This is a genomic window from Paenibacillus sp. J22R67, assembly GCF_059692175.1.
Genome location: NZ_JCAUAX010000002.1, coordinates 1,153,424 through 1,169,660, shown reverse-complemented (window position 1 = coordinate 1,169,660; position 16,237 = coordinate 1,153,424). Strand labels below are relative to the sequence as shown.

Sequence of the window (16,237 nt, the reverse complement as noted above, 5' to 3'; positions counted from 1 at the left end):
TGGCCCTTGTGAGTACGAACCCTTTGAATATGTTGGCCGTCGATTTCGGGGCTAGCAGTGGCAGAACGATGCTAGGGCGGTGGAATGGCTCAAAACTTACAGTAGAAGAGATTCACCGCTTTGCCAATGATCCTGTTGAGCTCGGCGGTAGGCTATATTGGGACTTTCTAAGGCTTTTTCATGAGTTAAAAAAAGGCATTCATGCCTTTAAACAGCAGTCATCGGGTAGCCCAGCGTCTATTGCGGTAGACACATGGGGAGTCGACTATGGTTTCGTTGATGGCAAGGGAAAGCTGCTTGGCAACCCGTATCATTATAGGGAAGCTCGCAATGCAGAGGCCATGGAGGCTATGCTGCAGCATACTTCTCCGCAGGATTTGTACAGCAGATCAGGCATTCAGCCCTTATCTTTTAATACGATTTTTCAACTTTATGCGGAGAAAAATGAGCAGGGCTTAGCGCTGCCTGAGGATGTTCGTCTGCTGCTCATGCCGGACTTATTCCGTTTCTATTTATCCGGCATCCGCTCAACTGAGTACACAATCGCCAGCACAACGGGCCTGCTTGATTCGGCGGCAAGGAACTGGGATCGGAGCTTGCTGCACAAGCTCGGTATCCCGGCAAGCTTGTTCACAGACATTGTGATGCCTGGAACGAAGGAAGGGAATCTGCGTCAAGAAATCGCTGATGAACTCCAGATCGGTGGCATGTCCGTCATAGCGACTGCTTCGCATGACACGGCTTCTGCGGTCGTATCTATCCCTTCATTGGAGAAGGATTACGCGTTCATCTCGTGCGGCACTTGGTCGCTCATGGGTGTTGAAATCGATCAACCGATTTTGACGGAAGAAAGTCTCAGCTATGGTTTTACGAATGAAGGCGGCGCAGAACATAAAATTCGCATGCTGAAGAATATTATGGGCCTGTGGCTGCTGCAAGAATGCAAAAGGCAGTGGGAGCTAGAGGGGGAATCCCTCAGCTTCGCTCAGATGCAGGAGATGGCGAAGGCAGAACCTGGACTTCATAGCTATGTAGATGCGCAAGACCCGGTATTCCTGGCTCCGGGCAATATGCCGGATCGAATTCGCCGTTATTGCGCGCAATCCGGCCAATCCGTACCGCAAACAAAAGCGGAGCTTGTTCGCTGTGTGGTGGACAGTTTGGCGATGAAATTCAAACAAACGTTAGATGAAATCGAAGAGCTGCTGGGCAAAAAGCTGCAAACGATTCATATGGTGGGAGGCGGCATTCAAAACCACCTGCTGTGCCAGCTTACGGCGAATGCAACGGGACGTCCGGTCATTGCAGGGCCTATTGAAGCGACAGCCATCGGCAACATGATGATGCAGGTCAAAGCGCATGGCGAGGTGGATTCGCTCGATCAGATTCGCCAAGCCGTCAGGGATTCCTTTCCGCCAGACCATTATGAGTCGCAAGATGAGTCACAGTGGCAGGAAGCTTATCAAACGTTCAGGCAAGTAATTGCCAAGAAATCTGTAAGGAGCTGAAGACGTGATGTCGGAGCAACATATAAGAGAAGAATTAACGAAATATGCACGGAAAAGTGTAGCCAAAGGTCTCGTCGTAGGTCCAGGCGGTAATATCAGCGCGAGATTCGAGGATACGATGTATCTTTCCCCGAGCGGTTTTGCGCTCGAGGATATTGAGCCGGAACAATGGGTTCCGGTTGATATCCCTTCGGGGACTATTTTAGACAAAACGTATCGTCCATCATCTGAAGTCCTCATGCACTTATTCTGCTATCGCGTGAATCCGAACATGACAGCGATTGTGCATACGCACCCAGCCTACTGTATTGCATTAACACTTGTGGATGATGAACTGCCGATGCTGTTCCCGGACCAAGCTGCGTTAGTCGGCGATGTAGCCTTCGTACCTTACGTTGTGCCAACAACAGATAAACTGGCGAACCTTGTAGCTGAAAAGGCTGATCGATACACCTCGATTTTGCTGAAAAATCATGGGCTCGTGACCACCGGCAAAAACCTGCGTGAAGCCTACTACCGCACCGAAGTGATGGAAGAAAGCGCAAAAATTTATCTCATCGCCAAATCGGTCGGCACGCCTAGAAGGCTGACGGAGGAAGAGTACAAAGAGATTCAAGGCTTGGAAAGCGAAGCTTACCGCGTAAATTTATTGCAGCAAATGAAATAGAGCTGTAATCTGAAAAACCCGTTTTCATCGGTATCCGATGGGGGCGGGTTTTTATGTGTTGGTTGCTTTGGTGGGGCGGAGGTTGCTTTGGTAGAGTGATGGTTGCTTTGGTGAAGTGCTGGTTGCTTAGTTGATGTGTTGTGATAGTGATGAGTTAGTGTGATGTGCTAGTGTTGTGTGGTGTTGTAATGTATCGGATATGGAGATAGTGGCGGCTACAAGCCCAACTCATTGGACGATTTCCAATGAAAACCCAATTACAGGTGCTAATTCGTCCTTTTCGTTGGACAAAATCCAACCAAAAGACGATTTTGGCTTGTTTTAGCCCCATTTTTGTCGATCGCGTTGGATTTCATCCAACGAAACGAAGAAAACACCCTTCAAAAAGCAGTTCTCGTTGGAAAACATCCAACGGGAACTGGAGGTAGGGTGTTGAATATTGGAAGTAGGGTGTAAGTGTGAAGATTAAGAAGCAGCAGTCAGCACCAAGTAGAACAAAAAGGGAATGGATATGGGGTGGAAAAGCGTAGCGCCCGTATTTGAAATCGTGCTCCAACCATAAAAACCAATTCAAAAGAAGCACGATTTCAAGAAACGGTTGGAAGCCCATATCCAATTCCCTCCCCGCGCTCAAATGTTGAAGGTATAGTCATTCACTCTTGTGTGTTTACTCATCCACTCTATGTGTTTAGTCATTCACTCTGTAGGTTTAGTCTTTCAATGGGTCACATAGTTACATCCGACACAACAACCGTAATAAAAACCATAGGAAAACCAACTGTTGTACAATAAAATGAAGAGGATGCAGGAAAAGAATGCCGAGGTGACCTATGGTAAATATTTTAGTTGTAGATGACGAGCCGATGATTTGTAAGGGTGTTGCAACGATTTTGAAGCAATCCAAACTGGATATTGGCGAGGTTTTTATTGCCTATAACGGATTTGAAGCGCTCGATTTCATCCATTTGGAAAAAATTGACCTTGTGTTTACCGATATTCAGATGGAAAAGATGAATGGCATTGAATTAATTGAAAATATATTCATGGAAGATCCATCGATCCCGATTGTCATTTTATCCGCCCATGGCGAATTTGAATATGCCCAGAAAGCGATCCGTTTCGGAGCCAAAGAATATTTGGTTAAGCCGATTACGCCGCCGTACTTGATTGCGGTAACAGCGAAGCTGCTCAAGGAAAAGGAAGAGCGGCAGCAGCATTTTTCCAATTGGGAAGGCAACCGAACGTTGGCGGATATTACCACGCTTGAGATGAACTATTATTTGAGCGAGATTGTCACGGGAACCGTTCATGAATCCGAAGTGCAAGGCATCAGGGAGAAGCTCCGAAATCGTTTGTCCGGTACCCATTACAGCATGCTGGTTATCAAATTATTTTTGAACCGGGGCGGCATTAGAGATGAGGAAATTGCAACGCTGAAAGACCGTAGTCTTCTGAAGTACGCCGCATTGAATATCATCGAAGAGACGGCAAGCCAGTGGAGCCATCTTGTGTTCAATACGCACAATTCCACCTTTACCTTGTTGATGCAAATCCCTGAGGAGGAGAAACAAGGAACACTCCGTATTAATCAGATGCTGATGGTAGCTCAAATGATCAATGCGAATTTGCAAAAATACGTGAATGTCAAATGCCAAATCGGCATCAGCCGCATTCAGGAAGGCATCATCAAGTGGCCTGTCATCTTTAAAGAAGCGATGGAGAGCTTGACGTGGGGCGAGACACAGAAAGACCACTATATGTTTTACATAGAGGATATCGGGAAAACGACGAATGAGCAGAATTTAACAAACACGCAGGTAGACGAGGCGAATAATCGCATTGTTTTTGACACGAAAACGTATATTGAACATCATTTTTGCGAGAAAGGACTGAAGCTGCAGGACATCGCAGACAGTGTGCATTTGAGCCCCAATTATTTGAGTTATCTGTTTAAAAGAGTGATGGGCCAGGGAATCTGGGATTATGTGACGCAGCTGCGGATGGAAAAAGGGAAACAGCTGATTCTCACGACAGATAAACGCCGATATGAGATTTCGGAGGAAATCGGGTACGAATCGCCGGAGCATTTTAGTAAAATATTTAAAAAGCATTTTGGGATGAATATTTCGGAGATCAAAGTAGCGGGACCGTAATATGCGACATGATTAACGTAACAAGGCACATCGCTAGGCTGCCGGGGTACCCCTTATAATCGGAATTGTAGCAGCAAACGTAACTAACATGATGTTGAAAGGGGAACCAACTATGAGAGGTAAAAAGACATCCGCAATCAGTGCAATCGCACTGACTGTCCTACTGGCAGGATGTGGCACGCCGTCAGCAACAACAAACGCACCAAGTGCTAGCCCGGCAAGTCCGGCCGCAACAGGGGCAACGGGCGCTTCTACGGCAACGCCTGCAGCCAAAAGGGTGACCATCACCGCCCAAGGCTTCAAGCCGGATCAAAAAGAGAAAAACGATCAACTGGATCAGCGGATCGCCCGTTTTAAAGCGAAAAATCCGAACGTTGAATTCAAGAAAGACGACTGGCAGTACAATCCGCTTGAAATCGGGATCAAAATGGCTTCCAACAGCGCTCCAACTGAATACACAACCTATGCGACGGAAGGCAAAGTGCTCGTTGACAAGAAGTGGGTAGCGGACATTTCCGACTCCATGAATGCCTGGGAGCATGCGAAAGATATGAATGATCTCCTTTCCAAACCGTTCGTTGTGAATGGAAAAACGTATGGCGTACCGATTGATGGATACGTGATGACGATTACGTTAAACAAAAAGCTGTTCAAAGAGAAAGGCGTCGAACTGCCGCCAATGGATTGGACGTGGGATGACCTACTTGCAGCTGCGAGAAAAATCAACGATCCAGCCAAAGGCATCGCAGGCTTTATCCCAATGGGGAAAGGCCCGGAAGCGGGTTGGAACTGGACGAATTTCCTCTATGCAGCAGGCGGGGACGTACAGAAGCTTGATGGCGGCAAAGTCGTAGGCATCTTCAATTCAGACGCAGGTTTGAAAGCGCTTGAATTTTATAAAAAGCTGAAAGATGAGAACTTGATTCCGCAGAACTGGGCACTCGGCTACGGCGATGCACTGAGCGCATTCTCTCAAGGACGCGGCGCGATGGTGATGTGCGGAAGCGGCAATGCAGCGGATGCAGCGATTAATGAAGGTGGCATCTCCAAAGAGGATATGGTCGTGTATCCGATGCCGGCGCTAACCAAAGGCGGCAAGCATACAGGGGTTCTCGGCGGCAACTACCGCGTGATCAATCCGAAGAGCGACAAAGATCAACAGGCTGTAGCCTTCAAATGGATTACGGATGAGTACTTCACGGACGATTTCTTGAACTCCACGAAAAAAGAGATCGAGGACCGTAAAACGAAAAACCGCGTCTATATTCCACAGCCGATTAACTACTGGAAAGATTCCTCTGATTTCGGTAAAAAGTACACGGACTTATTAGCTAAATATGACAATGTCTTCAAATACGATCCGCAGCTGCTCAGCCTTTGGGACGGCAAGCCGGAAGCCCAGTACGAAGCCCAAAAGTATTACACAGAGATGGCCAATGTGATCCAAAAAGTGTTCACAACCAAAGAGATAGATTTGAAAAAGGCTCTAGCGGATGCATCGAACAAAGTGCAATCAGAAGTATTTGATAAAGTGAAAGTCGAATAGCGACCGGAACAGTCGGATCTAAGCTGCCTTTGCGGTTTAGGTCCGATTTCATAAGGAGTGTTGGAGATGGATGCAGAATTAAGTGTACAGCCTGTCGCTGCGGCAAGCGGAGTTAAAAGGAAGATTAATTGGTATTTGTGGGGGACTCTCTTCATCATCCCGGAGATTGTGTTATTTATTATTTTCTTGTGGGTCCCGATTATCAAAGGTATTTTCTACAGCTTCTACACGATTGATTTTGTGGACGGCAATCATTTTATTGGTCTTGCAAATTATCTAAGTATTTTTCAGGATGAGCTGTTGCTGATATCTGTCAAAAATACCTTGTTTTATATGGCGCTTGGTGTCTTGATTGGCTTCTGGGTGCCTCCGCTCATTGCTATCGCTGTCTCTGAATTGAAGTGGTTTCAGGGGGGAGCGCGCATTATCGGATACTTGCCAAGCGCGATTCCCGCTATTGTCTTATATGGCATGTGGCAGTGGTTCTATGATGCAGTTGGTCCGATTAACTCCCTTTTGCAATCGTTGGGGTTTCCTCAGCTGCAATTCTTCAGTCCTAAACTGGCCATGGGTTCTATTGTTTTGCTTGAAACGTGGCAAAGCTTTGGGGCGGCTACGCTCATCTATATCGCTGCTATCGTAGGAATTCCAAGGGATATTTATGAAGCGGCGGAGATCGACGGGGCGAGCGTGTGGCAGCGAATTCGCAATATTACTTTGCCTAGTATCCGAACATTGATGCTGCTTCTGCTGCTTCTGCAGGTAATCACGACGTCACAAGGCTTCCAGGCGCAGTTATCCATGACGGATGGCGGGCCGAACAATGCTACGTTAACGTACCTGCTATGGCTTAATCATACGGCATTCCGAGATCTTGATTTTGGCAAAGCAAGCGCGATGGGCAGCTTAATGTTTTTCGTGTTAATCCTGTTGTCCGTGTTATACAATCTGCTGCAGCGTAGAGGTGAGAAGGCATGAAGCAAGAAGAACGCGGCATTATTTCTAGCTTTGATATGAAAAAAGGCACGGTGCGCACGGGCTACACCATCATGGTGGTGCTGATGTTTTTGATGGGTGTAACGATGCTGTACCCGTTTTTCAATACGTTTTTTGGTTCATTGAAAACGCGGGAGGAATTTTTCGCTTTCCCTCCAACCTTTTTCCCGAAGAGCTGGGTTTGGACTAATTATAAGGATGCTTTCACCGGATTTGATCTGCCTTTGTTGACTTTTCTCAAAAATACGGTGTTCATCTATGTCGGCAACGTGATTGTTTCCCTGCTGCTGATCGGATTAGCGGCGTATGCGCTGTCTCATTTAAAAGTTCCTTTCAAACGATGGGTGACGCTGTTTTTCTTTTCAACGCTCCTCATCCCGCCGGCCACGTACGTTGTGCCTAACTTGCTCAATTTGAAAAGTCTAGGTATGTTGAATACCTACTGGGCTTTCTGGCTGCCGGCTGCGGCTAATGCGTATTTCATGCTGCTGCTCAAAAACTTCTTTGACGGCATTCACAAAGAGATTCTCGAAGCGGCGAGGATAGATGGCGCAAGCGAATTCAGCTCTTTCCTCCGGATTGCGGTTCCGCTTTCTACTCCAATCATAGGAACGCTGTTAATGTTATCCTTTTCGGCAACGTGGAACGATTTCTACTGGCCGAGTCTCGTCATGTCGGAGAGAGGGATGTATCCCCTCGCAACTGGGATTTATCTGTATGTTGTTTACTCGACATCGGTTATCCCGTGGAGTGTCCGGTTCGCGGTATTGACGATGGCGATGCTGCCGCCGGTGGTGTTTTTCCTCGTTTTTCAAAAATTTATTATTCGCGGTATTTCGGTTTCCGGTGTAAAAGGATAAGCGAATAACGCCCATCAGAATGATTTCTGGTGGCGTTTTCTTTTGCTTAAAGGAGAATGTCTCCACGATCGCGAAACTAGGTGAAAGCAAGGCGTATCAGGAGTATGACCTGATGAAATGGCTGGAAAGAAAGGGTAATCCGTATGCGAAAAATGCTGCGTAATATGAATCTGATGAAAAAGCTGATCGTCCTGCTCATCTTTTTCGTCGTCATCCCGATATTGGTTCTGGATTTGGTTGTCGCCAAAAAGCTGGAGTCCATTACAGAAGAACAGGTGGGCAATGCCTTGCTGCAATTAGTTCGGGGAAGTCACTTAACGCTAGACAGGGAAAGCAGCGATTTCGAGGAAAAGACGGAGAAAATAATGATCTCTCAGGAGATTCAACAGCTCGCGAGCATCCCGTCCTCATCGGAATATGAGCGATTTGAAATCTTCAAGACGCTCGATAAATATTTGAGCAATTATTCGACGAATGCGATTCGTTATTCGATGTTCTTTTCAGACACAGATAAGCAGTATTCCTTCGTGCCGAATTCGGATATTTTAAACAACGGGATCTTCTATGCAACGGATTTGAATGCGCTCTCTTGGTACAAATCGGTCAGCCAAGCCAAGGGGAAAGGGGTTCTTCGCGTTATTGATAAGTTCGGCTATAATCCGAATAACGTGAAAACCGTTGCCTATTTGCGGCAGCTCAACAGCATTTATAACGGGGAAACGGTCATTGGCTACTTACTTGTGTCGGGCATTGAGACACCGTTGCAGCAGGATTTTTCGCCTTTTGACAAGTATGCGGATGGCCAAGTCATGCTGCTGGACCAAGAAAACACGGTGCTCGCAACTAACACGGAGAAATTCCAAATCGGCTCCAGGGTGGCCGCTGCAGCAGACAGAGTGGAGGGGGTTTATAAGCTGAAGGAAGCTGGTGTGGAGTATATGCATGTTCTTTATACAAGTGAGGCTACAAACACGAAACTACTCATGAGGGTGCCCGTTCAATCCATCATTATCGATCATATCAGTGTGCAGCGTCTCGTGGATTGGATTATGTTTATTTATTTTTTCATTTTATTTTTGGCGAGCATGTACTTTATTCAATCGATCTTGAAGCCGATTTCGAGGCTAGCGCGAATTACCAATTCCTATCATCCGGGCAGACCACTGGCGATTTCCATGCATTCGGAGAGTAAAAATGAGATCGTGCTGCTCAGCAACCATTTTATTCGGATGACGGACCGTTTGAATCAGACGATTTATGATCAATATGAGCTGGAGTTAAAGCATAAGGAAATCGAACTATCGATTCTTCATACGCAAATAAATCCGCACCTCCTGTACAACACATTGGAGTCTGTTTATTGGCATACTTTTATGGAAGGCGCGACAGAATCAGCAGAAATGATTAAGGATTTATCGCTTATCATGCGAATTGGGCTAAGCAAAGGAAAGCTGTTGATACCGGTCATGGAGGAAATGAATCACGCGGAAGCTTATGTCCGCTTGCAATTGTTCCGCTACGAGTACGCGTTCCAGGTACATTGGGACATTGAGGAGGATGCCAAAAAGTACCTCGTGCCGAAGGTCATCCTCCAGCCGATCATTGAGAATGCCATTCTGCACGGCATTAAGCATATGAGTCAAGACGGGGAGTTGTGGATCACGGTCCGAGTGCGCAAGAGCCTCGTCATTATCAGCGTAGAAGATAACGGTTACCGGCAGACGGATATCGAGATGCTAAATGCTATTATAAAAGGCAAAGAAAACAATCGAGGGTTCGGCATTATTAATGTTCAGAAGCGGATACAGCTGCATTTTGGCAGCAGCTATGGCTTGCGTTATAGCCACAGAGAAGATCAAGGCGTGCGCGCCTGGATTGAGATTCCGGCGATCCTTGACGAGAACGAATGGAAGCAGCCTCCGGCCTGAGGCTTGGGTTGCAGGTGATGCAATCGCCCTATCACCTTGCATCTGAGGAACTACAGGCCGCTATTTCCTCTCAAAAGTTAACATTTGAGCACAACCTCAGTAATTTCATTGCACTTTGTACAACGAAGGGGAGGAAATACTGAATACCCCCTAACTATGTTGCACAAAGTACAACATAGTGGGAATTATAGCCCTAAAACTAGCTTAACTGTCGCACGGATTTCCGCATCAAGCCCAATCAGCCTCCTCCCAACGGCGGATTCACGCCTGTGGCATTGACTGAGTCCGTCTATAATGCACTTTCTACAACCATTTGGCTGTTATTGCGACATTAGAGCAAGCTACATTGCACTTTCTACAACCATTTGCTCTCAAAAGTTAACATTTGAGCACAACCTCAGTAATTTCATTGCACTTTGTACAACGAAGGGGAGGAAATACCGAATACCCCCTAACTATGTTGCACAAAGTACAACATAGTGGGAATTATAGCCCTAAAACTAGCTTAACTGTCGCACGGATTTCCGCATCAAGCCCAATCAGCCTCCTCCCAACGGCGGATTCACGCCTGTGGCATTGACCGAGTCCGTCTATAATGCACTTTCTACAACCATTTGCTCTCAAAAGCTAACATTTCTGAGCACAACCGCAGTAATGTCATTGCACTTTGTACAAAGAAGGGAAGGAAATACCGAATAACCCCCTAAATAGCTCGAGTGCCTCTAGAGGACTCCAGTTCCTTCCAAGTAAAAAACTTAGCGGAAATCACCGCAAGATTAGCTGAAATGAAATCACAAAAGAACCCAGCGGTATAAAGATACCGCTGGGTTCTTTCCTGTGAGGCTATGTTTAAGTTTAGTTTTGCGGAAAACCAAACTCGCTATTCGTTGATGTGTTGGGATCAGTAAATTCCACATATTGATCGACCGTATCCAGGACCTGGCTCAGCTGCCAGCGGCTAAAAATAACATGGTCTGAAGAGATAGCATTATATGTGCTTTCTTCTTTACTAATCTTAAAGCCTCGGTAATTCTCATATATGGTTCTCATTCTGATCTCTCCCTCACTTTGATGTATATCTTAAACTATCATCAAACGCGGATTTTTGGTAGAGGTGTAAATTGATAGATATTGTCAAATCTTGGCTTATTTCATGTAAATATCATGAATTGCTTCTATTTTGCTGCCTATAGACGGTTGGGGGCATCCCAATATGCTTCTTAAACGCTTTAGAAAAGCTAAATAAATCAGGATAGCCAACGGAGTTTGCAATTTCTGAAAGGGTATACGCCGTTTGCTCCAAGAGAAGTTTGGCCTCATTCATTTTCAAACTCTGGAGGTACTGCATCGGTGTAACCCCGTATGTTTGTCCGAATTGTTTGGTAAAATGAGTTCTCTCTACGCCAACATGCTCGGATACTCGCTGTACAGTGATTCCCTCGGCGTAATGGATTTGCATATAGGAGAGGCCCATCTGCAGCCAGCTAAGTGCGCGGTTTGCATGATTAGAGGCAGGCCGGTGCACGCCGGACAAAGAATCAAAAACTTGATAAAGATGAATAAGCCTCGATAAATCCATCGCCTGGCGTTCTCCTTCGCTGACTGCGCTTATGAAATTCCACATCAGACTGATGGCTTGCTCAGTATCTGCGCTTGAGAGATGAGGCGAATGGGGGCTCAGTCCAATTCGTTCCAACAGATGAAGCGACTGTTTCCCGTCAAAAGCCACGAAGATTTTACGCAGCGGATTGTTCGCGACCGTCACATATTCATGCGTCACCTGCGGAAATAAGCAAAACATATCTCCTTTGCCAAGTGAAAAGGTTTGATTGTTTTGAACAAATGTTCCTTGGCCATCCAGAACGAAAATCAAATAATAATAGGGCGTCGTCCTAGGACCGATATGATAATTGGATTTCGCGATATTATGACCAATACGAATCGGCCAGACATTGCCGGCTTTTTCAAATTCAGAAGGTGTAAAATAATAAATTTCCAAATATTCATGATGATCTTCACGCATGTTCTTCCTCATCGACTACACCTCTTTTTCACATGCCCTGCATACCTTATATTCATGAAGGAGGCAGAACCACAACTCCATAATAAGATCATAACCCACAAATTGACAAGTTAAAAATAACGCGAAATGACATTGACCCTGACCGGTGTTCGTTGTTATGATACTAATACATTCTATTCCTACCTTTTTTGTAGGATATTGACCAGGCTACTGGAAATAACAACATTTATAATAACATCAAGTCGACAGGAGAGACTGAGATGACACTTCATAAAGAGATTGAGTTTGGTTGGTTTTTACCGACATCAGGTGATGGCAAGTATGTTGGAGTAGCCCCGGAGCGAGAAGCTACGTTAGAATATTTAATCGATGTTGCACAAACGGCAGAGCGATCTGGGTTTGAATTTGTGCTGATCCCAACAGGCGGCGCTTGCTTGGACGCTTGGGTTGTGGGCTCTGCCGTGATGAGTCATACGACTACATTGCGCCCGCTAGTCGCGGTACGACCTGGACTTGTTGCTCCCGTTCTAGCAGCGCGCATGGGAGCAGCATTGGATGTGCTTTCTGGAGGGCGGGCTATGATTAACGTCGTAACCGGCTCGTCCGTGCAGGATTTGGAGGAACTAGGGGATCCCTTAGCGCATGCCCATGATGAAAGATACGAGCGTGCGAAAGAGTATGTAGAGGTTATGCAGCAGGCTTGGACGCAAACAGAAGTTCTCGCGGCTTCCGAGTTTGCGGATGCAGCGAAGGGTGAAGCGGTTAAAGAAAACAAACTTTATCAAGGCAAGTACTATCAATTCAATCGTCCCGTGTCATCCCCTTTAACGATTCAAAAGCCGCATCCACCTTTTTACCTAGGAGGAAGTTCTCCAGTTGCCAAGCGATTGGCTGTTGAGACTGCTGACACCTATCTCATGTGGGGAGAGCCGCATGACTGGATTCGCGAGCAGATCGGTGAGATAGAAACGGTTCGGGCTGAGTATAAGGCAGAAACAGGAGTCGATCGTCCTCTTCGTTATGGATTAAGAGCACAGGTGCTCGTTCGTGAAACGGAAGAAGAGGCTTGGGCAGCAGCTTGGGAGAGCATCTCCAAGGTATCGCCGGAAGCCATTGAGAAAGCGCAAGCAGCGTTTGCCAAAACAGATGCTACCAATCAGCAGCGTCAGAACGATTTAAGAGAGCTTTCGAAGGGTCAACAATTCGTCGTAGGACCCAATCTGTGGACCGGTTTATCACTGGTTCGGTCCGGCGGTGCAATCCTCCTTGTAGGTACAGCCGACCAGGTCGCGGATCGTTTGATTGAATATGCTGAACTCGGCATCTCGTCGTTCATCCTTTCTGGGTACCCTCATCTGGAGGAGGCCGAAACTTTTGGTCAAGCCGCACTTCCTTTATTCCGGGAAAAATGGCAGTTGAAGCTGGCAGAAGCCGGAGTGCCATCCAACGTTTAAATGAAGCAACACTTATAATGAAACAAACAATCAGGAGGTCTTTCCATGAAAAAACATAAAAGAAAGAGCGGGTTCCTCGTCGCAACGGTCACACTGCTATCCATTCTTACGGCAGCATGCGGATCAGCTGCGGACACTAGCGCGACGCCAGGAGCATCAACTGGGGCAAGCGCGACTGCTGCTTCAGGCAACCCTGTTACCATTAGCTTCTTGCATTGGCGTGGAGAAGACGTGAACTCCTTGAACGGCATTATTGCCAAATTCCAAGCCGAGAATCCGGCCATTAAGGTCGAGATGCAAACGATGCCCTCGGAACAGTACCAATCCACAGCACAAGCAAAGCTGGCGGACGGTTCTGTAGGTGATGTTTTTACATCGTTCCCTGGCGCGCAGTTCGAAGCGTTATCCAAAGCGGGTATTTTCGCGGATTTATCCTCAGAAAAGTTTCTTGGCAATTATAATGATACCCTCATTCAAGTGGGCAAAAAAGACGGTAAACAAGTGGCGGTGCCTTACCAGCTGGTTTACAACGATCCAATTTATAACGTCAAATTGTTCCAAAAGTTTAATCTGACTCCGCCTAAGGATTGGGAAGGCTTTCTAGTTTTATGCGAAACGTTGAAAAAGAACGGCATCATTCCGATCGCCTTCGCAGGTGCGGATATTGGCCCTGGGCAATTTATGAATACGATGGTTATGAACAATGAACCAAGCACCGATATTTTCACCAAAGTTGAAGCGGGCCAAGCGAAATTAACCGACGAGTTCTGGGTCAAAACCTTAACCCAGTTCAAGGAGCTTAACGATAAAGGCTATCTCCAGCCTGATGCGCTTGGGACGAAGGACGCGGCAGCGGGGGCTCTATTTATACAAGAAAAAGCAGCCATTCTGGCCAGCGGATCTTATCAATTAGCGCAAAATAAAAAGCAAAATCCGAATCTGGAGCAAAAATTGCTCGCTCCAATTACAGTTGCTGCTGATCAAGCAAAATTCGAAGGTGTACATACCAGTACATTCATGCTAGCGGTAAATAGTAAATCCAAGCATCCAGCTGAGGCTAAGAAATTCATTGAATTTTTAAGTCGCAAGGAGATTGCAGGTACGTATGCGAATGAGACAGGGCAAAATGTAACGGTCAAAGACGTCCAGTACACAACCCCCGAGCTTCAGGTAGCGACAGAGTGGGCAGGTAAGAAAACACTCTTCCAGCCTCGCTTCAGCATCACGAGTGCTGATAATCAGAAGGCCATTACGAATTCGATTCAGGCCGTGCTCAGCGGTAAATCGCCTCAGGATGCTGCGAAAGAAGCGCAGGCTATTATCGATCAGCATCTAGTCAAATAAGATGACACATAATCGCCGTGTGCTATGGTTGTTCCTTCTGCCGGGAACGCTGCTGTATTTGTTCTTATTCGTCTTGCCGACATTCACCGGATTGTTTTACTCGTTTACAGATTGGGACGGCGTATCGCCGTCCTATCAGCTTGTCGGAATGAACAATTACGCCAAAACACTGCATAACATTGTCTTCCAGAAAGCGCTCTGGAACAATACGAAATTCATGCTGACGGTTGTGATTGCACAAACGCTTGTGTCCTTGGCGCTAGCCATGTTGCTCGTGAAAAATACGAAAATTCACGTGCTACTGCGTGCGCTTTACTTTTTCCCGACCATCCTCTCGTCTGTAGCGGTGGGGCTCATTTGGTCGTTTATGTACGATCCGTCCCTTGGACTTATCAATACTTTGCTCCACCAAACAGGGCTTGGGGCTTGGGGGCAAAACTGGATTGGCGGGGTCAAAATCGCGCTTTACGCCATTGCGGGTGTTCAGGTCTGGGCACATGCCGGGCAAATGATGATTGTATTTATTGCTGGCCTGCATGCGATTCCAGAAGAGTTGTATGAGGCGGCGAAAATGGATGGGGGCACCAAGTGGCAGGTATTCCGTAAAGTAACCTGGCCGCTGTTAGCTCCGTCAGCGACGATTGTAGTTGCCTATACGACGATCCAGTCGTTTAAAGCTTTTGATTTAATCTTTACCATGACGGATGGCGGTCCCAATTATGCTACCGAAATTTTGACCACATACATTTATCACACGGCTTTTGCTAACTATTCGTTTGGCATGGCTTCTGCCGGTTCTGTTTTGTTCCTGATTTTGTTGTCTATTTTGACGATCCTGCAGTTCAAAGCGCTGCGTGCGGATCGTGTTTCGTATTAATCCAAAAGAGGTTAACTAATTATGGGAATGAAATGGTTTGGTCGCGTTGTGCTGTTGCTGTACGCACTCATTATCTCAGCACCTTTATATTTTGTTTTTATTTCGTCGTTTAAGTCGACGCAGCACTTTTTTGCTTCACCGCTGGGATGGCCGAAGCCATTCACAATGTCTAACTTCACGTCCATGTTCAGAGGCCAGACGATCGGCAAGTACTTTTTGAACAGTGTAGAAGTGACATTAGGTACGGTACTAATTGAGCTGCTGTTAGGCAGCTTGATCGCCTATGCGATCTTCCGGTTGGGTGGCAAACTCGCAACAGTTTTGTTTGCATTGTTCCTTGCAGGACTTATCGTCCCGTCTCAGGTGAACATGCTGCCCATCTATTCGTTAACGCACAAACTTGGCTGGTCAGACAGTTTATATGGCTTAATTCTTGTCTCAGTCGCCATGCTGATGCCTTTAACGGTCTTCATGCTGAAAGGCTTCATGCAGGTACTCAGCAAAGAGATTCTGGAAGCCGGCAGCATCGATGGTGCGGGCGAGTGGAAGTTATACTCTCGCATTGCACTGCCTTTGTCGGCGCCTTCACTCGCCGCTACGGCAACCTTCTTGTTCGTCATGGTATGGAATGATTTGCTCATTCCGATGCTGCTCATCAACAGTAAATCGAAGCTCACGCTTCCGCTTGCCATGCTGCAGTTCCGCGGCGAATACGTGACGGATTACCCGATGTTGTTAACAGGCGTTGTGATTACAGCAGCACCGATGGTTGTCTTGTTTTTGTTCCTGCAGCGTTATTTTGTTGCTGGCGTGATGGCGGGGTCATTGAAGGGATAGTTAGACGACAGCCGTCAGTATCTGCTCAACTGAGGCTGTTCTCT

Annotated in this window: 13 protein-coding genes; 11 read left to right on the top strand and 2 right to left on the bottom strand. The window is 46.7% G+C overall.

All coding sequences use genetic code 11. The features are described 5' to 3' along the window. The first annotated feature begins 8 nt into the window (after positions 1–8). The 7 genes from AC58VC_RS11585 (at position 9) to AC58VC_RS11555 (ending at position 9,658) form a co-directional block, all read left to right on the top strand. Positions 9–1,508 (top strand): rhamnulokinase, encoded by a 1,500-nt coding sequence (locus tag AC58VC_RS11585; RefSeq protein ID WP_497368891.1) that lies wholly within the window; start codon positions 9–11, stop codon positions 1,506–1,508. 7 nt (positions 1,509–1,515) lie between these two features. Beyond that, positions 1,516–2,175, top strand: a complete 660-nt coding sequence (locus tag AC58VC_RS11580; protein ID WP_497368890.1) for a class II aldolase/adducin family protein — start codon at positions 1,516–1,518, stop codon at positions 2,173–2,175. 830 nt (positions 2,176–3,005) lie between these two features. Next, complete coding sequence (locus AC58VC_RS11575) at positions 3,006–4,328, top strand: response regulator transcription factor (protein WP_497368889.1); 1,323 nt, start codon at positions 3,006–3,008, stop codon at positions 4,326–4,328. A 112-nt stretch (positions 4,329–4,440) separates the two neighbouring features. Continuing rightward, positions 4,441–5,874, top strand: a complete 1,434-nt coding sequence (locus AC58VC_RS11570; RefSeq protein WP_497368888.1) for an ABC transporter substrate-binding protein — start codon at positions 4,441–4,443, stop codon at positions 5,872–5,874. Between the two features lie 66 nt (positions 5,875–5,940). Continuing rightward, positions 5,941–6,852, top strand: a complete 912-nt coding sequence (locus AC58VC_RS11565; RefSeq protein ID WP_497368887.1) for a carbohydrate ABC transporter permease — start codon at positions 5,941–5,943, stop codon at positions 6,850–6,852. Further along, positions 6,849–7,730 (top strand): carbohydrate ABC transporter permease, encoded by an 882-nt coding sequence (locus tag AC58VC_RS11560; protein WP_497368886.1) that lies wholly within the window; start codon positions 6,849–6,851, stop codon positions 7,728–7,730. The genes AC58VC_RS11565 and AC58VC_RS11560 overlap by 4 nt, the downstream gene beginning before the upstream one ends. Before the next feature lie 143 nt (positions 7,731–7,873). Further along, positions 7,874–9,658, top strand: a complete 1,785-nt coding sequence (locus AC58VC_RS11555; protein WP_497368885.1) for a cache domain-containing sensor histidine kinase — start codon at positions 7,874–7,876, stop codon at positions 9,656–9,658. An 855-nt stretch (positions 9,659–10,513) separates the two neighbouring features. On the opposite strand, the gene AC58VC_RS11550 is transcribed toward AC58VC_RS11555, so the two are convergent. Together AC58VC_RS11550 and AC58VC_RS11545 are read right to left on the bottom strand one after the other, a co-directional pair. Continuing rightward, a complete protein-coding gene (locus tag AC58VC_RS11550; protein WP_497368884.1) occupies positions 10,514–10,708 on the bottom strand; it encodes a hypothetical protein in 195 nt (64 codons plus the stop codon). A 112-nt stretch (positions 10,709–10,820) separates the two neighbouring features. Then, positions 10,821–11,693 (bottom strand): AraC family transcriptional regulator, encoded by an 873-nt coding sequence (locus AC58VC_RS11545; RefSeq protein WP_497368883.1) that lies wholly within the window; start codon positions 11,691–11,693, stop codon positions 10,821–10,823. Positions 11,694–11,941: 248 nt separating this feature from the next. Between AC58VC_RS11545 and AC58VC_RS11540 the strand changes: the two genes are divergently transcribed. The 4 genes from AC58VC_RS11540 to AC58VC_RS11525 are packed head-to-tail and all read left to right on the top strand — an operon-like array spanning position 11,942 to position 16,193. Next, a complete protein-coding gene (locus AC58VC_RS11540; protein ID WP_497368882.1) occupies positions 11,942–13,135 on the top strand; it encodes an LLM class flavin-dependent oxidoreductase in 1,194 nt (397 codons plus the stop codon). A 45-nt stretch (positions 13,136–13,180) separates the two neighbouring features. Next, positions 13,181–14,479: an ABC transporter substrate-binding protein gene (locus AC58VC_RS11535; RefSeq protein ID WP_497368881.1), complete on the top strand. Its 1,299-nt coding sequence runs from the start codon at positions 13,181–13,183 to the stop codon at positions 14,477–14,479. 1 nt (position 14,480) lies between these two features. Beyond that, complete coding sequence (locus AC58VC_RS11530; RefSeq protein WP_497368880.1) at positions 14,481–15,356, top strand: carbohydrate ABC transporter permease; 876 nt, start codon at positions 14,481–14,483, stop codon at positions 15,354–15,356. Positions 15,357–15,377: 21 nt separating this feature from the next. Then, entirely contained in the window at positions 15,378–16,193 is an 816-nt protein-coding gene (locus AC58VC_RS11525; protein ID WP_497368879.1) for a carbohydrate ABC transporter permease, read from the top strand. Positions 16,194–16,237: the final 44 nt, after the last annotated feature.